We start from the raw sequence: 21512 nt of genomic DNA on the forward strand, positions 1-21512 counted from the left end.
CATCTCTTATTCAGATTTCCGACCCCTGATAAGGGGTCAAACTTATGAATAGCCGCGGGTGAAACCCGTGGAAAACAAATGACACGACCATCCCCACGACCCCGAAGGGTGTCGAACTAATCCTAAAACCAATTGTCATAATCATCCAAATTTCCGTAATTCATTTTATCCTTTTTTTAGCCAAAATCCCCACTCGGCGTAGTCTAGGTGCTTTCAGCTTTGATGTTCTATGGAAACTGGGTTTAATTTGGAATTACACCCTAATATCCTAAGGAATTTGTATTTCCACTTTCCCCCCTCGGTGTAGTCTATGTCATTCTGCTTTGAGGTGCCGTTGCCGCTTAAGCGTAGATTGGCTACCCTGCAATCTGGCCCAATGCTAAAATGATTCGTCGCAGCGAATCATTTCTTTACGCATTGTCCTGCTTTCATATCCTTAGGAATTTGTAATTCCTTTTCCTTCCAAGTTCAACACCCTTCGGGGTTGTTCAACTCTTTTCTTATGTTCTTTTTTCCCTAGGTTTCACCTAGGGCTCCGCCACGGCGGACGCGGTATTGAGAGGTTTGACTACTCCGTGGTCATGATTCAGTACCCAGCTAAAGCTGGAGGCAAATCACCATCATCTCATTGCATAAAATTTCCAAAGCAGGATTGCTTCCTTCAGAATTTCAGGTATTTTTTGGGATCCATTTTCAATCCTTATCTGTGGTCGGTGTCCTCACCGACCGCTTCACCTATCTCCCATGGCTCCAAACTATCCTTACAACCAAACCTACATCTGGCTGATCAGCATGACAGCGGCCTTGGGCGGATTTTTATTTGGATATGATTGGGTAGTGATCGGAGGTGCCAAACCTTTCTACGAACCGTTTTTTAACATCACATCCGTTGCCGATCAAGGTTGGGGGACGAGTTCTGCACTGGTTGGTTGTATGGTTGGGGCAATACTTTGTATCCTGTTAAGCGACAAACTCGGCCGAAAGCGCCTGCTTATTTTCTCCGGTTTTCTGTTTTCACTTTCAGCAATCGGGACAGCCTTAGCCGATACCTTCTGGTGGTTCAACTGCTATCGAATTTTGGGAGGAATTGCAATGGGCATCGCGCTGAATCTTTCTCCACTTTACATTTCCGAACTGGCTCCACCCGAGAGGCGGGGTCGCTTGGTGACGATCAACCAATTCCTCGTTATGATTGGTGTTTTGCTCGCACAGATCGCCAACTGGCAGATTTCCCTGTTGGATACTGCCTTGGCTGAAGATGCGGATTTCACAGCCATCGCTGCAAGTTGGAGTGGGCAGGAGGGCTGGCGCTGGATGTTTGGGGCAGAAGTAGTACCCGCTTTGCTTTTCTTTATCCTGATGTTTTTTGTGCCTGAAAGTACCCGCTGGTTGATTAAAAATAAGCAGCAGAAGAGAGCGATGGAAGTTTTGACAAAAATCGGAGGAAAGGAGTATGCCAAAGACTCACTGAACGAAACACTGTCAACTCTCAAGGAAGAAGATTTGGGTGCTGTCAATTTCAGGGAATTGCTTCAGAGGAACGTTTTGAAGCTTTTGGGAATCGGGATTTTTCTTGCATTTCTGCAACAATGGAGCGGTATCAATGTGGTCATCTATTATGCCGCTGATATTTTCACAGCTGCGGGATTTACCCTGAAGCAGATGATGCTCAATATTGTCGTGATTGGAGGGGTGATGGTAGCTTCGATTTTTGTAACCTTTGCCACGGTGGATCGGTACGGGAGGAAATCGATTCTGCTGGTTTGCCTTGCGGCGATGACCCTGCTGTATGCGGGGTTGGGCTATTCGTTTTATGCAGATTTGGGAGGTACTTCCGTGGTCGTCTTGGTCCTGTTGAATGTGATGTTTTATTCCATTTCTTTGGCCCCCTTGCTTTGGGTATTGCTGTCGGAGATTTTCCCGAACCGAATCCGGGGAGCGGCAATTTCCATCGGAGCACTGGCCCACTGGGTCGGGAATTTTACATTGACTTACTCTTTTCCTGCCATCAAGGAGAACTTGGGGTGGGCCAATAATTTCTGGTTGTACGGGGTGATCTGTGCGGTTGGATTTATGGTGATCTGGTGGATTTTACCCGAAACTAAGGGGAAGACATTGGAGGAATTGGAAAAGGACTTGGCTTGAACTGATGATGGAGGAGGGAGTTGATTTATTAAACAAGAAGGATTGAGATGGTTTTGTAAAAAGTCAAATCAGCACTAGTTAGATCCAGCCTGCCCCCAAGGCAATTGAAATCAGAATCAGTAGTATGGCAATGAATTGTTGAAGGAATTTCAGGGTGACTTTTTTCAGGAGTTTATTACCCAAAAAAGCTCCCAAAATAGCGGAGAAGGTAGCGATTGCCACAAGAGGTAAATTATCGATCAGTCCTGATTCCAAAAACCGGGTGGAATAGACTGCCAGTCTGGAAAAGTCAATGAGCGTACCGATAACCACTGAGGTGCCAATAAATGCTTCTTTGGTCAGTCCGGCTTTGATCAAAAAAGCCGCGCGAAGAGCACCCTGATGGCCGGAAAGTCCGCCAAAAAAACCGCTCAGGATTCCTCCAAATGGCATGTGCCTTTTCTCAATTCGAATTCGCTCAAAAAGTGGGATCAAATCCATTAACGCAAAGAGGATCAAAAGAAGAGAAATGATCAACTTGATCGGAGTGACTTCAAAGGCAGTATTAAAAAGTTGATAAGAGAAAAGGGGCTGGAGGTCTGTAATTTGAAGCAGAATCCAAGCGCCGAAAAATGCAGCGAAGATTGCCGGAATTCCAAATCGGATCAAGATTGACTTATCAGCATCTCTCCCTACCAGAAAGAGCTTAAAAATATTATTGAAGAAATGGACTACACCGGTCAGCGCAATTGCCAGATCAATCGGGAAAAAGATAACGAATACGGGGGTAAGAATTGTACCCAATCCAAAGCCCGAAAAGAAGGTGAGGATAGCAGTTAAAAATGCCGCTAATGAAATGATTAGAATGTCCATTTCGCTTGTAAAGGGTCTATAATTGGAGGCTCAAAATTTCCAGCAGGTGTAAAATTGTATTTGCTTGAGAGTTTTTTTGATCAGAGTACTTCAAACAAACTTCGAATCCGCCTTTTTTCTCTGATTTTTTGACTTCCAAGCATGCAATTAAAATCTTTTTTTCTCAAACTGTCGAGCCATTTTTAACTACTAGCCAAGAAGTGGATCATCAGACTTAGTAATTATCGTGAGGAACTATCTGTCAGGGATTCATTTCATTCATGGAAAAGTGATGTTGTGAAAACCGTTTAATTGATACCTTATTCAAAATTTGAAAGCATGAGGTTGATTTTAATATTGGGTATCTTTTTTACTTTCCCATCTTGGGTTTATAGTCAAAGTGAAATCAAGGGTAAAGTGGTGGATGAGCTTGGACAAACTGAGTTGGAGTTTGCGAGTGTAGCCTTATATCAATCCATGGATAGTTCACTCGTGGAAGGCAGCATCACAGATGTATTTGGTAGATTTTTGATCAAAAATGTAGCCCAGGGATCTTATTTTTTAAAAATCAGTTTTATAGGTTATCGCACATTTAATAGTCCTCCGTTTAATTTCACAAAAAACGAAAAGCGTGACTTCGGGACTTTTGTATTAAAGCCTGATCAACAGCAGCTTGAAGGAGTGGAAATTCAAGGACAAAAGATTACTTCCGATTTTAGATTGGATAAGCAGAGTTATTCTGCAGAAAACTTTGAAGCTGCTCAGGGGGGGAGTGCTTCAGATATTCTCAAAAATTTACCTGGAATTAGTATCAATGGCGAAGGGCAACTTTCAATCAGAGGATCGACGGGATTTGTGGTCATGCTTAATGGGAAACCCGTTCAGGGTGATCCAATGATGATATTAGGACAGTTGCCAGCTAATGGTATCGAAAAGGTAGAATGGATCTCCTCTCCATCTGCCCGATACGACTCGGAGGGCAAGGCCGGCATGATCAATATCACTACTAAAAAAGGAAGTACAGACGGACTTTACCTCCAAATCAATTCCAGGTTGGGATCTCCGTCCATTGAGAATTATGATAATGCGGGCTCGCCAAAACGATATGGGGCGGATTTTAACCTTAATTACATAAAAGGAAAGTGGGATTTATCTCTAGGGGCAAGTTATCAGCGAAATGATCTTTCTGGAAGAAGAATAGGAGAGGTCTTTACTGTCAGCGGGGACACGACTACCTATTTCCCTTCTGCGGGGGAACGCAGTACAGATGAATTGAACTACTCAGGAAGATTTACCTTAGGGTTCAATCCTGACGCTAACAATTCCTTCAGTTTGGGTTTCTTTGGAGGGGTAAGGGACAAAGTTCGTACTGCAGATATTTTGTACTTTGACAATCGCGCCGAATTAAATGGTTTGCGACTTTATTCCTTGCAGTATTTCAATGCCAACGAGCAAAATCGCCGCGGTGATTTCATTCTGGGAAGTTTGGATTATTCCCACCAATTTGGAAATTCTTCAAAAATAAGCACCTCCTTCCTTTATGAATATACCATGCTCGGTGGACCGACGATCAACCGAAATCTTGGTTTTCCTGACTTGAATGAGGTACTTCAAGACGAATACAATACAAATGACAATCCGCTAAATGGTTGGAGAGTTAATCTCGATTATAGTTTTAAACCACTTTTAATTGGACAATTTTTGATGGGGTATCAGTATCGGAAATTGGATCACAGAGGAAATTTTATTTACGAGCGTAGAAACAATGAAACCGGAATTTTTGAGCTCATCCCCGAGTTTTCTAGCAATGTTGATCTTCGTCGTTCGATCCACTCTGGATACCTTCAGTTAGACAAAAGTCTGAAAAAGCTTACCTATGGAGCAGGATTACGGGTGGAAATGATGGATAGGAATTTCCAGCTTCAAGACAAAGCTGGAACAGTGGATACCTTATATGTATATGATTTCATCCGACCCTTCGCTAGCGCCAATCTGGGCTATCAAGTCAATGAAGAACTGCAGTTGAAGGCTAATTTCAGTCAACGGGTAGAGCGGACCACTACTTTCAAAATGAATCCGTTTCCAGAGCGGGAGCATAGTGAAACCCTCGAACAAGGTGATCCCAATCTCCTCCCTGAATTTATTAATCAAATAGAAGTGGGTTTGGTGAAAAACCGGAAAGACAACAGCTTCTATCTTACGGGCTATCACTCAAGAGTTAAAAACTTAGTCAACAGGGTGAATACCGTTTACAATGACACCATTCTTAACCGAATTTATTCCAATGTTGGTATTGGAAAATCTACCGGTATTGATGTGGGAGCAGAGCTCTACCCCGCGAATTGGTGGAAGTTTTTTGCAGGATTCAACGGGTATTATTACGCGATAAAGGGAGAATTCGATGGGAGGCCTATAAATAATTCCTCCTGGGTTTACTCGTTCAATCTAACTTCAAGTTTTGATATTTCTCGTATTGTCAGTATTCAGGCTTCGTTCAATTACCTTTCCAAGCGAGTGACTGCTCAAGGGGAAGATGGTCGATTTTACAGTCCAAATTTATCCATCAAGAAATCATGGCTCGACAGTCGGTTGACTGCAAATCTGTTATGGCAAAATATCGATATGGGGCTTTTGAAAAGCAATGAGCAACGAATAACAACCTTTAGAAGGGGGGAGTTTTTCACGACAACAAATTATATCTATGAAGTGGACGTAATTGTTCTCAATTTATCTTACACGCTCAATTCTTCTAAAAACAGGTCGAAGTTTGTGAAAAGCGAGTTTGGGGAGAAAGAATTTTAAAAGGGGAAAGTGTACCATTTTATCTGATTTCACCCTATTAAATAAAAGATCATTTTTTGGGCTTTGAGTTTTTATCTTTGAGGCTGAATTAGATTGATGGTATGACAAATAGAACGCTGAAATGGTTTCTAACTTTCGGGATTGGTGCATTTCTTTTTAGCTGTCAGCATGAACCCAAAATAGCTGAGGGTTCTGTTGCAGCCAAAAAAATCCCTATCGCAGAAATCGAGGCTGGAATTAAAGATTTCATCGCTGCCAAAACAGCCGAAAATGACGGAATTTTTCCCGTCAAAGATGAAAATCATGACCTCAAAATGAAATTGGTCCGGGTACATACTGAGTACCTTTCCAATCTTGGTCCCAAGCGCCACTTTGCCTGTGTAGACTTGGTCGATGAGAGTGGGGATGTGTATGATGTGGATTTTTTTATGGAAGGGGAACCGGGCACTATGACCGTCACTGAGACCACCGTTCATAAATTGAACGGAAAACCTTTTTACAGTTGGAAGCAGAATAAAGAAGATAAAACCTGGTATCGCGTGCCCTTAGAACAATCAAACAACAGCCTCCTTGGCGTAGTGGAAGGGAAAGATTCCTTCGAATTTTATTACTCAGTACAGGTTCCTACCTTGACAGGTCCGGCAAAAATGTGGATTCCCATTGCAAAGTCGGATGACTTTCAGGAAGTGAAGGTTTTGGAGATGAAGGTTTCGGGTAAATCAAAAAATCTCGATGAAAAAGTGAATGACAACACGATCCTTTACTTGGAATTGGGTCCGGAGGACAGTGGGAAGTCTATTGAGATTAGCTACGCTGTCAATCGAAAGGAAAAAGGGCCTTATGAGGGAATTACTCCAGATCCCAAGGTTTACTTGGCTTCCAATATTTTGATGCCAAAAGGAGGTCGCTTTGAAGAGATTGCCAAGGAAGCCTTGGGTCCAAAAATCAGGGATAGTCATTTGATTCAAGCTCGTGCCCTTTACGATTACATTATCGACAACATGCGCTACATGAAGTTTGGGGATTTTGGACGTGGGGATTCCAACTATGCCTGCGACTCGAAGACCGGTAATTGCACTGAATTCCATTCCTTCTTTATTTCCTTGGCACGTTCGGTTGATATTCCGTCCCGATTTGCAATCGGCGCCTCCATTCCCTCTGATCGAAACGAAGGCGGAATTGACGGGTATCATTGCTGGGCAGAATTTTATGCCGATGGCAAGTGGTGGCCGGTGGACATCAGCGAAGCCAATAAATACACCGCTTTGGCAACTTATTATTTTGGACGACATCCTGCCAACCGTATCGAATTGAGTCGTGGCCGTGACTTGCAAGTCAGTCCCGGACCCGCATCAGGGCCGATTAACTTTCTGGCATATCCTTATTTGGAAATCGACGGAAAAGAAGTGAAGGCTCAATCCACTTTTAGTTTTCAGCGAAAGGCTGATTCTTAATCGCTAGCGGGAATGGATCTAAAAAAGAAAGGCTGCCAATTGGTAGCCTTTCTTTTTTAGGGTGTTGTTCGATTTTAGTTACCGGTGCTATCGGCAGGATGCTCCGTGCTGTCAGCAGGATGTTCTCCTCCTTCTGCCGGGTGTTCACCTTCAGTTTGTTCGACAGTCACTTCGGCACTGTCTTTCTTGCCACCACATGAAGTGAAGGCAATTGAAGCTACAAATCCAAGTGCCAAGGCAAGGGTAAGAATTGATTTTACTTTTTTCATTTCCGATTGAGTTTTAGGGTTGGTTTTTTTAACAGCTTGTAATTTAAGAAATTAATTTAATCGATTTCCGAATTTGATTTTTTTAGGCATTCTGAATTGAATGACCAGAGAGGATCCAATGGTAATCAAACCTATTGTCACAATCGCAATAGGTATACCAAATAGATCCGCTGTAATGCCGGATAAAATTGCTCCAATTGCATATCCCAAATCCCTCCAAAGGCGAAAGGTGCCGATGCTTTCTGCGCGTTGATGGGGATGAGTGGCTTCGGCAATAGCAGCAAGAAATGTGGGATAAACTACAGCAGTGCCAATTCCCAAGCTCACAGAGACCATTAAAAGCATGGGATAGGATTCGGCTAGCGGGAGGAAAAGGATCGCAATCCCCTGTGCAAGCATTCCCCAGAAGAGCAGGGTTTTCTTTGGGAAAATATCAGCCATTTTCCCGGTGAAGAGTTGACTAATCCCCCAAACTGTAGGATAAATTGCGGCAATAAGTCCCACTTCTTCTAACTCAAACCTCAGCGACATCAGTAATACAGGAAGCAATCCCCATATCATACCGTCATTCAGGTTATTGACCAAACCTGCTTGAGTGATAGCGCTTAAGGTTTTGTTTCGGAAAGTGGTCTCCCAAAATATCCCCTTAGTCGAAACCTGGGCGTGACCTTTAGATTCCATTTCCACATGTTTCCGGGTGTCTTTGACGAGGAAAATTGTAAGCAATAGCCCCATGATTGCGATGAGTTCTCCCAAGAGGAACGGATAGGGCCGGATACCATACTTTTGGGCAAGGAAGCCACTGATAAAGGCAAATATGCCTACTGCAAAATAGCCTGCAAATTCATTCAGTCCCATGGCAAATCCACGGTCTTTTTCGCCGACTAAATCGATTTTCATTACTACCGTACTACTCCAAGTCAGTCCCTGACTGATTCCGAGAAGGACGTTTGATGCGATTACCCAATTCCAGCTGCCGGTGAATGCCAAAATAAGCGGAACTGGCAAAGCTAAAATCCAGCCCAGAATAAGTAAGTTTTTCCGTCCAAATTGATTGGCGAGCTTTCCGGAGAAATAGTTGGCAGCGGATTTACTAATTCCGAAAGCGGTGATAAAAGAAAGGATCGCTACTTTGGATTCAAGGCCAAAAATCTCAATGGCAAATTGAGGAAAAATGGCACGTTCCAAGCCTATCATTGCACCCACAAAGGCATTGATGACCACCAAAATCGAAAATTGCTTCCAGTTTTGGCGTAATCCTAAAACAACTTGAGGGGCTGGATTTTTCACAGGACAAAGGTCCTGCCGTCAAATTCCTTATCCTTTTACAAATGTTAAATAATCAACGGATTGAGGCTCTTATTCTGGAAAGGCTCACTTGGGTGATGCCTAGATAAGAGGCAATATGCTTTAATGGAATCTGTTGGATGAGATTCGGTTTTTCGCTGAGCAGAAGCGCATACCTTTCCTCTGCAGCATGAAATTGGATGGCTTCCATTCGAAGAACCGTAGCAACGTAAGCCTGCTCTATGATTTTTCGAAATAATCGTTCGATTTCCGGTTTGGTATCAAAAAGTTCAAAAAGAGCGTCAGAAGGAATACCAATAAAGACTGTATTTTCCAGTGCCTGAATCGCTTTTTTACTTGGCTTTCCGGTAAAAAGACTTTCAGCCCTGATAATCAGATCATTTTCAAAGGCAAAATATTCCGTGACTTCATTTCCGTCTTTGAGATAGAATATCCTCGCCAATCCTTCCTTGACAAAGTAAATCGTTCGGCATTTTTGCCCGATTTCCTGTAGATTCTGATTTTTTCGGATAGAAATTAAGGAACAGAGTCCCACTATCGAATCTACAGCTTCCGGGGAAAAGGATTGGATTTTTTGCAGAAAATTCAAAAAGCCATCTAATTCTGTCTTGTTGACCATGGAGTTTCGTTGGATTATTTCAATGCCTGTCTGATCAATTCCCGCTTGACAAAGACAATAAAGAACCAAGATATCCAGGCTACGGCAGTTCCAATGGCAGCGCCCAATAGAATGTCAAATGGGTAATGAACTCCAAGATATATGCGCGTATAGCTGACGACTATGGCATATAAATAGAGCCAGCGCAATTGTTTTGTTTTTCCTTTCAGTTTCCTGTTTAGAAAAACAGCAAGTCCAAATGTATTGGCAGCATGTGAGGAAACGAACCCATACAATCCTCCACAGCGCCCGTAATTGTGCATTAGCCCTTCCCATCGAGGGTCGTGACAAGGCCTCAAGCGTTCCATAAGAGGTTTTAGGAATCCGGAGGTGAATTGATCAGCAGCCAATATCGTCAGCGCCACTCCACCTAATATCCACCAGGCATTGGGGCGGTCGAGTTTGAATATCACAAAAATCAATAAGGCATAAAGGGGGATCCAGGTGATGGTTTCAGTCATCTGAAATACGATCGGATCCAGCCAATCCGTATGAAAAGAATTGAGCCAAAGAAATAATTCCTCATCCCATTTTTTAAGCGTCTCGATCATTAGTCAAAAGTTAACCAATCGATGTCTTTTTTCAGATGATTCAGGGTGAATTCCTCCGCACTTCCGGCTTTGGGTTCATGCATATAGGTCCATTCGGCTTGGGGGGGCATACTCATCAGGATACTTTCGGTGCGGCCATTGGTGTCAAGTCCAAACTTAGTGCCTGCATCCCAGACCAAATTGAATTCGACGTACCTTCCTCTACGGAGGTTTTGCCAGGCTTTTTCGGCAGGGCCAAAGGGGATTTTGGAGTTTTTCTGCATGAAATAAGTATAGACTCGTGGAAATAGCCTTCCTATTTCCAGACTGAAGTCAAGGATTTGCTGGAAGTGATCATCAGATTTAGCACTAAGTCGATCGTAGAAGATTCCACCGATGCCTCGGGTTTCGTTTCGGTGTTGGACGAAGAAATAATCATCAGCCCAAGCTTTGAATTTGGAATAGTAATCCTGATCAAACTGATCACATACTTTTTTTACTTCCTGATGGAAATATTTTGCGTCCTGTGGGACCACGTAGTGAGGTGTCAGGTCGATGCCTCCACCAAACCAATGTACTCCATTTTCCATTTCAAAATATCGAATGTTCATGTGAATAATCGGGACCATCGGACTGAATGGGTGTAAGACGATCGAAACTCCGGTTGCGAAAAAATCTGCTTTTTCCAAGCCCAATTTTTGAAGGATTTTTTCAGGAGTGGGCCCGTGGACAGCTGAAAAAGCCACTCCTCCTTTTTCGATGATCGCACCATTTTGAAAAATCCGCGTTCTTCCGCCTCCACCATCTTCCCGTTCCCAGCGGTCTTCTATAAATTTCCCCTTTCCATCACCCAGTTCCAATCCTGCACAGATGTGGTCCTGCATTTGGCTGTAGATTTCAGCGATTTCGGCTTTTGTTTTTCTACTCATTCTTATGTTAAAAAGGATATCCTATCCCAAAATTAAGTACTGTTTGTCCCCGGACACCAAATGGTCGCCGGAAATTGACATTGTCAAAGACCCAACGTTCTCCCATTGGTTTGGCGGGGTCAATGGCTTTGGTAGCAAGATCGAGTCGAATGATCAAAAATTCAAAATCCATTCTCAAACCAAGACCCGTACCCACAGCCAATTCCTTATAAAAACGATCGTATCGAAAGTCTGCTCCTGGTCGGGCAGCATCATAGCCGATCACCCAGCTGTTTCCGGCATCTATGAAGAGTGCCATGTCAAAGTAACCAAACAGATTTCTACGATACTCCAGCATTGTTTCAAGGATCATTTCTGCCGGTTGCTCGTTGGTGTAGTCATATTCTCCACCTTTTCCTGTAGCGGGAACCGAACTTCCAGGTCCCAATCTTCGGGCTTGCCAAGCCCGGATACTTGTCCCACCTCCTGCGAAGAAATATTTTTCATAGGGTAAAATCCCCGCGCTTACGCCGTATGGACTAGCCCATCCTAAATTAAACCGATAAGCAAAAGTCTGTTTTTTGTTGACAGGGTAATATCTTCGGAAATCTACTTGGGCTTTTAGCCATTGGAAATTCGCAAATTCAATCCCAGGCTCACTGTTGCTTTTGGTTTCCAAAAAATTCAAAGTGGTACCACCGCTTTCAGCAAACAGTCGAAGGAGTGAAGCCTTATTGGAATTGAAGTTTCCATACTTGTTGAAATTAATGATGGTCTGACCAGATAAGCTGCTGATAAAAGAAGGCAGGAAAGACCAAATAAGGTTGTTTCCGTTGTCCTGAAGGTTGGTAAGTATAGTTAAAAATTCCTGCTGGATTTTTGGAGTCCGGATATAGCTGAGATCAGCTGCATTGAGTGTGTAAAGTATTCGATTATTAGAAGTGGCCCAAGTATAAGAAAGTAGTCCATTGACCGAATTTCGGGTGTATTCTGGACGATTGGTATAGTTGTAACTCAGTCTAACTCGGGTATTAGGGTTGTATCGACCAAATTTTTGAAGAGAATTCGGGGCAAAAGGGATTAGAAATCGAGGAAAGATCAAGGTCACTCCGGCACTGAGTTCGGAGCTTTGGTAGACTCCTTGGCCTGTCGCAGATGCCACTCCTTCGAGCCCTGCCCGAAAGTTGAATTCCAAAATTTCTCCTGCCCGAAAGAAATTCCTGTTTCTCAGGGCGGTACTGAAGAAGGGTCCGGGCAGCTGTTCTGTGATTGTCATACCCACCTGATTAGTGAGTTGATATTTCTGATTAGGTTGGGTAAAAATATTGGCAGTAAGAGAAGTGCCTACTGTGTCAAAGGAAATATTGACAAATCGGAAAAGGTCCAAATTGCTCAGCTGACGCTGAGTTTCAATGGCTGAAGTCCTACTATAAGCCTGTCCATTCCTGAAAAAAATCCTTGAGGCCAGCACATTCGCAGAGTACCTGTCCTGAAAGAACGAAAAGTTTATACCCCTAAATTTCTGTCTGATCCGTCTATCTGCAAATTCATTGGTAGGAGGATTGATAGTGAATGTGATCGAATCAATGGTGTAAATTTCATGGATGTCCGAGAAGGTGGGTTTTTGGATCACCTGCTCAAGCTTGATTGTTTTTGCTGCGGTGTCTTTATAGGCGATGTAATTGATATAGGACTTGGAAAACATGTAATATCCATTGTTTTTCAGCAGTTCCTCTATGCGGTTTCGTTCCCCGGTAATATTATTCTGATTGTAATTCTCTCCTTTTTTGAGGAGAGAACTCTTGGTCGTTGAGTTGAGTAGGTTGATGATCCCCGGGTTTTCCGAACGGGTATAGATGGAATCCAGGATGTATGGGCTTTTCTCGTTGATCTGGTAATTGACGTATGCTTTCCTGTTTTTGGCTTCAACTTCAAAATCAACGGAGGAATCGAAAAACCCATGATTTGCAAGGTAACCCTTGAGATTATTGACCGTGGTCTCTGTCTTGGCAGAGTCCAAAATCACCAAAGGATTTCCAGTTCGCATCAATGCATTTCCAAACTCGATTTTTTTGTTCAGGCTTTCGATTCTGGACGCCAACTTTTCTGCGCGCTTCCGTAATTTTTTATTATTGGGAAGGGTGTCTAAGGAAAGTCTTATTACCGAAAGCTCTGCTCTTGCCTCCTCTCGGTTAGTGACAACTTTAGCGCTATCGTAGAAATTTTTCCCGATTCGATAGATAGTGACTCCGGGGGAAGTACCCAGAAATCGGGTATTTGGCTCTTGTTCGAGTAGCCCATACAGGGCCTCCTTGTCAGATTTTTCTATTCCTTCGATCTCTGATTCATAGACAGCATATTGCCCATCTTTGAGATCTTTGGTCAGTGAGCAACTCAAGCATATCCCAAGAAGCGCTATAAAAAGTATATATTTGGAGGATTTCAAATCGGAATATGCTGAAGGAATGCTGAGCAAAAATACAGTTAAGTTTATTAAATCCTTACATCAAAAAAAATACCGAACAGAGAACGGACAGTTCTTTGTCGAAGGTGAAAAAAGTGTTTTGGAAGTTCTCCATTCTGATTTTCTGATTGAACTGCTTTTGGTTACTGAATCTTTTGGGAAAAAGCATTCAGAAGTGCTCAAATCCTATTCAGGTCAACTGATACAAGTTACGCAAAATCAATTGGAGCAATTGGGTCAGTATCAGTCCAATGATTCAGCCCTTGCTGTAGTAAACATGAAAGCAAATACTGCTTTTGAACCCAAAACATCCGATTTAATCATTGCTTTGGACGATGTCCGTGATCCGGGAAACCTCGGGACAATCATCAGAGTGGCAGATTGGTATGGGATCAATAAGCTGGTGTTTTCTTCCCAAACTGCGGAATTTTATAATCCAAAAGTCATACAGGCTACGATGGGCTCCTTCACAAGAATTCAGTTTTTTTACGGAAATCTGGAGGAAGTGCTGGACCGCTGGAACTTACCTGTCTATGGGGCTTTTTTGAACGGATCAAATATTCATCAGATGGCAAAACCTGAGCCCGGGATTCTTCTCATGGGAAATGAAGCCAATGGGATTTCAGCAGAACTGGAGAAAAAAGTAACTCAAAAGGTGACAATCCCCGGATTTGGACAGGCAGAATCGCTCAATGTGGCGATTGCCACTGCTATCCTATGTGATAATTTCAAACGGCTGATGAGCACATGATTGCCAAATTGATTCAAACCCTTCAACGAGTGGGGATCAACGGGTTTTTATTGGGCCTTTTTGTAGCCATCGGATTGGCGGCACTCTTGCCCGAACTGGGGTCCGAGGAATCCGGACTTCCCTGGAATCCGGTCATCAACATTGGAATTGCCTTCGTTTTCTTTTTTTATGGAGTAAAACTTGATCCAAAGCAGCTTTTATCAGGGCTTTCCAACTGGAAGCTCCATCTCCTTATTCAGCTATCGACCTTTTTGATTTTTCCGGCCATTGTTTTTTTGCTGCTGCAAATTATGCCTTGGGTTGATCCGGATTTCAGATTGGGGATCACCTATCTTTCAGTTTTACCTTCCACAGTCAGCGCTTCGGTGGTGATGGTTTCGATAGCAGGTGGAAATTTGCCCGCTGCTATTTTCAATGCAAGTATTTCCAGTCTTCTAGGGGTAATTTTGACTCCCGCTTGGATGGGGATTTTAGGAGCAGGGGCAGACGGTGAAATTGATTTTTGGGCAAGCCTAGGAGAGCTGACGCTTAAAGTTATTCTTCCTGTATTCCTTGGAATTTTGGCTCATGGTTGGCTATTTCCAAAGATTAAATCCGCTTTGCCAAAACTTAAGTATGTAGATCAGCTTGTGATTATGATTATTGTCTTCACTTCCTTTTCTGAGTCATTTTCACAAAGGCTGTTTTCGGCCTATCGGATTTCCGAGTTGCTGATCATAGCGGCCACGATGCTTGGGATTTTTATATTGATCTGGGTAATTCTTGAAGTGATTTCAAAGATTTTGGGATTTTCCATGCAGGACAGGATAACCACCCTTTTTTGCGGCTCCAAAAAATCTCTTGTACACGGTGTAGTCATCGGAAAAGTAATCTTCCCAGATGCGGCGGTGCTTGGTTTGGTTCTTCTTCCGCTGATGCTTTATCACATTCAGCAGTTGATCTTGGGAAGTATTTTTGCGGGATACTTTGGGAGAAAAAAAGCCCAAGCATAGACTTGGGCCCTGAGGATCAAATGTATTTTTCGGCTAGTTTTTCAACCAATTCCAAATAGAGTGCTGTTGCCTCTGATTTACTTTTCCCTTTAAAGCCTAACCAACTGTTATATTTTGCTGCAGCTTTAAAGTCAAATCCACCGGGTCTTTCCGATTCGTTATCTCCTTCTGTAGCTTGTTTGTACAATCCATAAAGTTTTAACAATTCTTCATTACTTGGCTTTGAAGTAAATTTTTGAGTTAGCGCTATCGCCTCCTCGAGTGTAGTTGGTTTCATAGAAAACTGGTTTAGTCAGTTTGAGTTTCCAAATTTGATACTTTAAAGTCGATTAAGAGCTATTTTGAATAAAAAAAGCCATCTGGTAGGATGGCATTTTGATATTTGTCAAATCGATTAGTTAGCGCTTATTCATGCTTACATAGTCGCGTTCGTTTGCTCCTACATAGACTTGTCTCGGACGACCGATAGGCTCGTTGTTTTCACGCATTTCTTTCCACTGAGCAATCCAGCCTGGAAGTCGGCCCAATGCAAACATCACCGTAAACATGTCGGTGGGTATTCCCAATGCTCGGTAGATAATACCGGAATAGAAATCCACGTTTGGATAAAGTTTTCTGTCAATAAAGTATTGATCATTTAATGCAGCATGTTCCAGCTCTTTTGCGATTTGCAAAATTGGGTCTTTAACGCCCAATTTGGCCAAGACGTCATCTGCAGCTTTTTTGATGATTTTAGCTCTTGGATCGAAGTTCTTATAAACCCGATGTCCAAAACCCATTAGTCGGAAAGGATCATTTTTATCCTTTGCTTTGTCTAGGTACTTTTTAGCATCTCCACCGTCAGCTTTGATTGCTTCGAGCATCTCGATTACCGATTGGTTGGCACCACCGTGTAAAGGTCCCCAAAGGGCATTGATTCCTGCAGAGATGGAAGCATAGATGGAAGCCTGAGAAGAACCAACTATTCGAACGGTAGAAGTAGAGCAGTTTTGCTCATGGTCAGCGTGCAAGATTAGAAGTTTGTCCAATGCAGATGCCACAATTGGGTCCACTTCAAACTTTTCAGCAGGAAGTGCAAACATCATTTTCAGGAAATTCGAGCAATAGTCCAAGGTGTTGTCCGGATAATTAACCGGATGCCCCATTTCGTTTTTGTAAGCCCAAGCTGCAAAAGTTGGCATTTTGGCCAGCAATCTGATGATGCTCAAATCCACTTCTTCTTTACTTCTGTTAGCATGCAAAGAATCAGGGTAGAAGGCTGTCAAAGAACAAATCAGGGATGACAAAACTCCCATCGGGTGTGCATTGGATGGAAAACCTTCTAGGATTTTTTTGATGTCTTCATGCACTAGCGTGTGGTGCGTGATATCTTCATTGAATTTCTCGTACTCAGCTTGAGTAGGTAGCTCACCATTAATTAAAAGATAGGCTACTTCAAGGAAGGTTGATTTTTCGGCCAGATCTTCAATCCGATAGCCTCTGTACCGGAGGATGCCTTCCTCACCATCTAAAAAAGTAATGGCACTTTTGGTTGCTCCCGTATTTTTATAGCCGGGATCGAGGGTGACCAATCCCGTTGCATCACGGAGTTTTCCTATTTCGATTGCACTTTCGTTTTCAGTACCTGTAATTACAGGGAATTCGTATTCTTGTCCATTGTAGGACAATTTGGCGGAATCAGACATATAGCGTTTTTGGATTACTTTTATTGGAAAACATTAAAAGATGCCCTTAAGATAGTAAAATGGAATCTTTTTCAAGGTCTTAATTATGCAGGATGGCAAAATTATATTGCGAAAGCGATTTCGGATATTTTTCCGAATGGCAAATTCACAAAACTAAGTCCTAATTCTGCTTGAATTTTTGAAAGATTATTTTATCCAAATTAGTTTTGGCAATTTGGAAAAGAAAAAAGCCCCGAAGGGCTAAATTTTCTTTAATCACAGAAATGTTCGAATACTTCCACCAAATGGTCGCCAATCATTTTTGCATTTCTGCCTTCGATATGGTGACGCTCGATGAAGTGGACTAATTCGCCATCTTTAAACAAGGCCATAGCCGGTGAAGAAGGTGGGTAAGGAAGGACCAATTCACGGAATTTCTCAACTGCTTCCCGGTCATTCCCGGCGAAAACTGTTGCCAGGGTTGTGGGTTTCTTTTCAGCTTGTTCGACAGCATGACGCACGCCTGGTCTGGCAGCTCCTGCTGCACAACCGCAGACGGAATTGACCACCACCAATGTGGTGCCTTTATGATTGGGACCCAAGTGCTCAGCCACTTGTGCTGCGGTTCTGAATTCTTGAAATCCAACGTTTGAAAGTTCTGCCCTCATGGGAGCAATTAGCTCTTCAGGATACATATTGTTCTGTTTTTAATTGTTCAATTGTTAAAGAAATCCCAGCTCGAGTTTAGCTGCCTCGGACATCATGTCCTGAGAATATGGTGGATCAAAGGTAACTTCTACCTCTACATTATTCACTCCCTGGATCTGCTGAATTTTGTCCTTCACCTCTGAAGGAATAAATTCGGCCGAAGGACAATTTGGAGAAGTCAGCGTCATCTGGACGTAGACATTATTGACCGGATATACGGTGATCTCATAGATCAAACCCAAGTCGTAGACATCCACGGGAATTTCCGGGTCATATACTTGCTTGATTGCCAGTACCACTTTGTCTCTCAGGTTAACTACCTGACCGTTGTCCGGATTGGTTTCAGTCTCCATTTTCAGGCGTTTTGCTTAGTTTGGAAGGCGAAGGCATACAGTTTCATTTGCTTGATCATCGCCGAAAGGCCGTTGGATCGTTGGCTACCGATGATACTTCCCATTCCTATTCGGTTGATAAAGTTTAATTCCGCATTCAAAATCTCTTCAGGGCTTCGATTGTTTAAAACCCGAATCAAAAGTGAAATCAGACCTTTGGTAATGTCTGTATTGGAATCCGCTTGGTAGTGGACTTTTCCATCTACGTCGTCAGCGATAAGCCATACTTTGGATTGACATCCTTTGATGATGTTCTCTTCCTTTCGTTCGTTTTCAGGGAATTTCCCAAGACTCCCTCCAAGTTCCATGATATAAAATACAGTGGACTCTTTATCATCCCCAAGGATTTCAAACTCGGAAACAATCTCCTCCTGTATGTCTTTGATGCTGCTCATTTATTCTTGAATCGTGCGATTTGGGCAAGTCCTTCTGCCATCTTATCTATTTCGGATTTGGTATTGTAAACCGCAAAAGAAGCCCTTACAGTTCCTTCGATGCCAAATCTTTTCATCAATGGCTGTGTGCAATGGTGGCCTGTGCGCACAGCTATTCCTTTGGCATCCAACATCTGCCCCACATCAAAAGGATGCATTCCATTGATATTGAAGGATAACACAGAGACTTTTTCTTCAGCAGTTCCCACCGGGATGAAGCCTTTGATAGGTTTCATGGTTTCATTGGCATGCGCCAAAAGGGCATCTTCATGCGCTTTTATAGCAGGTTTGCCATATTGCTTAATAAAATCCAAGGCAGATTTGAAAGCTATGACATCCGCAATATTCGGTGTCCCAGCTTCAAATTTGAAAGGAATCTCATTGTAAGTGGTTTTTTCAAACGTCACTTCTTTGATCATTTCTCCTCCACCCAAAAAAGGTGGCATCGCTTCTAATATTTCGCGTTTTCCATAAAGTACACCTAGTCCAGTTGGCCCGTAAAGTTTGTGTGCCGAAAAAGCCAAAAAGTCGCAATCCAATTCCTGAACGTTGATTTCCAGATGTGCGGTCGATTGCGCTCCGTCCAAAAGCACTCTTGCGCCAACAGCATGTGCGGCATCTATTACTTTCCGGACAGGATTTATCGTCCCAAGTGCATTGGATGCATGGACGATACTGACCAGTTTGGTTTTTGGAGAAAGTAATTTTTCGAATTCCCCGAAGTGGATTTCCCCGGCTTCATTGATGGGAATGATTTTTAAAACAGCTCCTTTTTCTTCGCAGAGCATCTGCCAAGGAACAATATTGGAATGATGCTCCATAGTGGAAATGACGATTTCGTCATCTTTCCCTATGAATTTTCTTCCGAAAGTTTGTGCTACCAGGTTGATACTTTCTGTGGTGCCTTTGGTGAATATAATCTCGGCTGCTTCTTTCGCTCCAACGAATTCTCGAACAGCTTCCCGAGTTTCCTCATAATATTGAGTAGCTCGGTCTGCAAGTGCATGCGCACCTCTGTGAATATTGGAATTGTCGCGTCCGTAATAATTTGACAAGGCATCCAAAACCGACTGTGGCTTTTGTGTGGTTGCGGCATTGTCAAAATAAATCAAGGGCTTGCCGTGCACTTCTTGATGAAGTACAGGAAACAAGCCCCTGATTTGGTCTATATTTAAACTCATGGTTTAGAATTTACTCCCCAATCGCTCCTGAATGAGTGTGTCGCAATACACTCTGAAGCTTTCCTCCTCAATTTTTTCTAATACTTCACCGGCAAATGCATAGAGCAATAAGCCTTTAGCCTGAGTTTTGTCGATTCCTCGCGCCTGAAGATAAAACAGTGCCTCCTCGTCTAACTGACCTACGGTACAGCCGTGAGAGCACTTCACATCGTCTGCCCAAATCTCCAATTGAGGCTTGGTATTGACGATGGCATCTTCGGAAAGAAGGATATTGTTGTTTTGCTGAAATGCGTTGGTTTTTTGGGCGTCCTGTCTGACAAAGATTTTGCCATTGAAAACCCCACGGCTTTGATCAGCTAAAATACCTTTATACAGTTCATTGGATTCTGCGTGAGGGATAGTATGATCCACGTTGGTATGATTGTCTACGTGGCTTTTTCCATTTAGCAGGTAAATACCATACATGTTGCCTTCGGAATTGCTTCCAAGTAGATTTAGATTGAGGTTGTTTCTTATCAGATCACCTGAAAGCGAAATATTTACCGAAGTAAATCTTGCATCTTTTTGAACGTCAGTTTCAATATTGCTTACCTCGATCGCGGACTTACTTTCATTTTGAAGTCGGTAATACTTGAGTTGCGTGTTTACTCCACCTTTCAGTTCTATTACTTTATTTACAAAGTAAGAGGTGTCTCCCAGGCTGATGCTTTGGTCAATGAACGTAACTTCTGCAAAATCTCCCGCTTCGATCCAAAATCTTGGTTGGATTACCTGACCTCCATTCGCTTGATTAAATGAAAGCAGGAGTATTGGTCTTTCGATCTGAGCCTTTTTAGGAACTGAGATGAACAATCCATCCTCGAAAGAGGCTTGATTTATTGCTGCGAATGCATCTTTTTCAGGTTTTGCGATACTGCCAATAGCTAAATCACTTTTTTCCGAAATCAGCGAAACTTCCACTCCTTCGATTTTTGAAGAAAGTTCGGGTAGGAATTTACCATTCGCAAAAACCAACAGGTCACCTTCAAATCCAGCAAAAGTGGCGGAATGCACCATTTCAGAAGTAACTTCAAATAGTAGGGCAGGAGCGATATTGGAAATGTTTTGCTCCAGCTTTTTACCTATGTTGGTAAACTTATATTCTTCTGCTTTGGCCACAGGAATTCCCTGAGAGAGATAACTTTCCTTAGCTAAAGTTCTTGCTGCAGAGAAGTTATTGGGAGCCGTGTCCAGCAGGCCGATAAATGTATCTTGTTTGGTCAAGGTACTCATGATAGTGGGTTTAGAAATCAGACAGTAGCTGCGGAATCAACTTCTTCTTTGATCCAGTCGTAGCCTTTTTCTTCGAGTTCCAAAGCCAGGTCTTTTGTCCCGGACTTTACGATTCGTCCTTTGTATAGTACGTGGACGTAATCCGGCACGATATAATCCAACAAACGCTGATAGTGAGTTACCACGATTGTAGCATTTTTGTCGGATTTTAATTGATTTACTCCATTGGATACAATCCTCAAAGCGTCAATGTCAAGACCGGAATCGGTCTCATCCAAAATGGATAAAGTCGGATCCAACATAGCCATCTGGAAAATCTCGTTTCGCTTCTTTTCACCACCGGAAAAACCTTCATTCAAAGATCTGCTGAGGAGCTTTTGATCGATTTCGACGAGTTTCATTTTCTCCTTCATCAAGGTCAAAAACTTCACAGCATCCAAAGCTTCCAAGCCCCGATATTCTCGGACTTGGTTCACTGCGGTTCTCAGGAAATTAGTGGAAGATACCCCAGGGATTTCCACAGGATATTGAAAGGCCAAGAAAACACCTTCTCTTGCACGTACTTCGGGAGCCAGATCCAATAGGTTTTTTCCTTTAAAAATTACCTCACCATCGGTTACTTCATATTCTTCACGTCCAGCAAGCACTGAGGCTAAAGTGGACTTTCCTGAGCCGTTGGGGCCCATGATTGCGTGCACTTCGCCTGCTTTTACTTCCAGATTGATTCCTCTCAGGATTTCTGTTCCTTC

At 42.9% G+C, this 21512-nt stretch carries 20 protein-coding genes; 5 read left to right on the plus strand and 15 right to left on the minus strand.

The genetic code is table 11. The features are described from left to right. Positions 1–744: 744 nt before the first annotated feature. Positions 745–2145 (plus strand): sugar porter family MFS transporter, encoded by a 1401-nt coding sequence (locus Q8M62_RS04290; RefSeq protein WP_304901289.1) that lies wholly within the window; start codon positions 745–747, stop codon positions 2143–2145. A 78-nt stretch (positions 2146–2223) separates the two neighbouring features. On the opposite strand, the gene Q8M62_RS04295 is transcribed toward Q8M62_RS04290, so the two are convergent. Beyond that, positions 2224–2997 (minus strand): sulfite exporter TauE/SafE family protein, encoded by a 774-nt coding sequence (locus Q8M62_RS04295; RefSeq protein ID WP_304901288.1) that lies wholly within the window; start codon positions 2995–2997, stop codon positions 2224–2226. A 318-nt stretch (positions 2998–3315) separates the two neighbouring features. Between Q8M62_RS04295 and Q8M62_RS04300 the strand changes: the two genes are divergently transcribed. Further along, positions 3316–5778, plus strand: coding sequence for an outer membrane beta-barrel family protein (locus tag Q8M62_RS04300; protein WP_304901287.1), 2463 nt, complete (start codon positions 3316–3318; stop codon positions 5776–5778). Positions 5779–5879: 101 nt separating this feature from the next. Beyond that, positions 5880–7232, plus strand: a complete 1353-nt coding sequence (locus tag Q8M62_RS04305) for a transglutaminase-like domain-containing protein (RefSeq protein WP_304901286.1) — start codon at positions 5880–5882, stop codon at positions 7230–7232. Between the two features lie 74 nt (positions 7233–7306). Here Q8M62_RS04305 and Q8M62_RS04310 read toward each other — a convergent pair whose 3' ends face one another. From Q8M62_RS04310 to Q8M62_RS04335, 6 genes are read right to left on the minus strand one after another with little or no spacing between them, the layout of a single operon-like run. Further along, the gene (locus tag Q8M62_RS04310; RefSeq protein ID WP_304901285.1) at positions 7307–7501 is read right to left on the minus strand and encodes a hypothetical protein; all 195 of its coding nucleotides are present in this window, start codon (positions 7499–7501) and stop codon (positions 7307–7309) included. Between the two features lie 51 nt (positions 7502–7552). Continuing rightward, entirely contained in the window at positions 7553–8791 is a 1239-nt protein-coding gene (locus Q8M62_RS04315) for an MFS transporter (RefSeq protein WP_304901284.1), read from the minus strand. A 52-nt stretch (positions 8792–8843) separates the two neighbouring features. Further along, entirely contained in the window at positions 8844–9428 is a 585-nt protein-coding gene (locus Q8M62_RS04320; protein WP_304901283.1) for a Crp/Fnr family transcriptional regulator, read from the minus strand. Between the two features lie 14 nt (positions 9429–9442). Further along, positions 9443–10018, minus strand: a complete 576-nt coding sequence (locus Q8M62_RS04325) for a phosphatase PAP2 family protein (protein ID WP_304901282.1) — start codon at positions 10016–10018, stop codon at positions 9443–9445. Then, entirely contained in the window at positions 10018–10926 is a 909-nt protein-coding gene (hemF, locus tag Q8M62_RS04330; protein WP_304901281.1) for an oxygen-dependent coproporphyrinogen oxidase, read from the minus strand. The genes Q8M62_RS04325 and hemF overlap by 1 nt, the downstream gene beginning before the upstream one ends. A 7-nt stretch (positions 10927–10933) precedes the next feature. Continuing rightward, positions 10934–13351, minus strand: coding sequence for a BamA/TamA family outer membrane protein (locus Q8M62_RS04335; RefSeq protein ID WP_304901280.1), 2418 nt, complete (start codon positions 13349–13351; stop codon positions 10934–10936). A 19-nt stretch (positions 13352–13370) separates the two neighbouring features. On the opposite strand from Q8M62_RS04335, the gene Q8M62_RS04340 reads away from it, so the two are divergent. Then, positions 13371–14120, plus strand: a complete 750-nt coding sequence (locus Q8M62_RS04340; protein WP_304901314.1) for an RNA methyltransferase — start codon at positions 13371–13373, stop codon at positions 14118–14120. After that, positions 14117–15112 carry a bile acid:sodium symporter family protein gene (locus Q8M62_RS04345; RefSeq protein ID WP_304901279.1) on the plus strand — a complete coding sequence of 332 codons (996 nt, stop codon included), beginning with the start codon at positions 14117–14119 and terminating at the stop codon, positions 15110–15112. Before Q8M62_RS04340 ends, Q8M62_RS04345 begins: the two co-directional genes overlap by 4 nt. Positions 15113–15128: 16 nt before the next feature. Here Q8M62_RS04345 and Q8M62_RS04350 read toward each other — a convergent pair whose 3' ends face one another. From Q8M62_RS04350 to sufC, 8 genes are all read right to left on the minus strand, one after another. Next, complete coding sequence (locus tag Q8M62_RS04350; RefSeq protein ID WP_304901278.1) at positions 15129–15389, minus strand: acyl-CoA-binding protein; 261 nt, start codon at positions 15387–15389, stop codon at positions 15129–15131. A gap of 121 nt (positions 15390–15510) precedes the next feature. Further along, entirely contained in the window at positions 15511–16797 is a 1287-nt protein-coding gene (locus Q8M62_RS04355) for a citrate synthase (RefSeq protein WP_092734509.1), read from the minus strand. A 251-nt stretch (positions 16798–17048) separates the two neighbouring features. Beyond that, positions 17049–17471 carry a BrxA/BrxB family bacilliredoxin gene (locus tag Q8M62_RS04360; RefSeq protein WP_304901277.1) on the minus strand — a complete coding sequence of 141 codons (423 nt, stop codon included), beginning with the start codon at positions 17469–17471 and terminating at the stop codon, positions 17049–17051. A 27-nt stretch (positions 17472–17498) separates the two neighbouring features. After that, entirely contained in the window at positions 17499–17837 is a 339-nt protein-coding gene (locus Q8M62_RS04365) for an iron-sulfur cluster assembly protein (RefSeq protein ID WP_304901276.1), read from the minus strand. Between the two features lie 2 nt (positions 17838–17839). Then, the gene (locus tag Q8M62_RS04370; RefSeq protein ID WP_092734518.1) at positions 17840–18271 is read right to left on the minus strand and encodes a SufE family protein; all 432 of its coding nucleotides are present in this window, start codon (positions 18269–18271) and stop codon (positions 17840–17842) included. Next, positions 18268–19491, minus strand: coding sequence for a cysteine desulfurase (locus tag Q8M62_RS04375; RefSeq protein ID WP_304901275.1), 1224 nt, complete (start codon positions 19489–19491; stop codon positions 18268–18270). The genes Q8M62_RS04370 and Q8M62_RS04375 overlap by 4 nt, the downstream gene beginning before the upstream one ends. A gap of 3 nt (positions 19492–19494) precedes the next feature. Further along, the gene (sufD, locus tag Q8M62_RS04380) at positions 19495–20763 is read right to left on the minus strand and encodes a Fe-S cluster assembly protein SufD (RefSeq protein ID WP_304901274.1); all 1269 of its coding nucleotides are present in this window, start codon (positions 20761–20763) and stop codon (positions 19495–19497) included. Positions 20764–20780: 17 nt separating this feature from the next. Then, positions 20781–21512, minus strand: a 732-nt coding sequence (sufC, locus tag Q8M62_RS04385) for a Fe-S cluster assembly ATPase SufC (protein WP_305668034.1), incomplete at its 5' end; no start/stop codon positions are given.

Origin of the sequence: Algoriphagus sp., from assembly GCF_030694375.1 — a bacterium.
Taxonomy (GTDB): Bacteria; Bacteroidota; Bacteroidia; order Cytophagales; family Cyclobacteriaceae; genus Algoriphagus.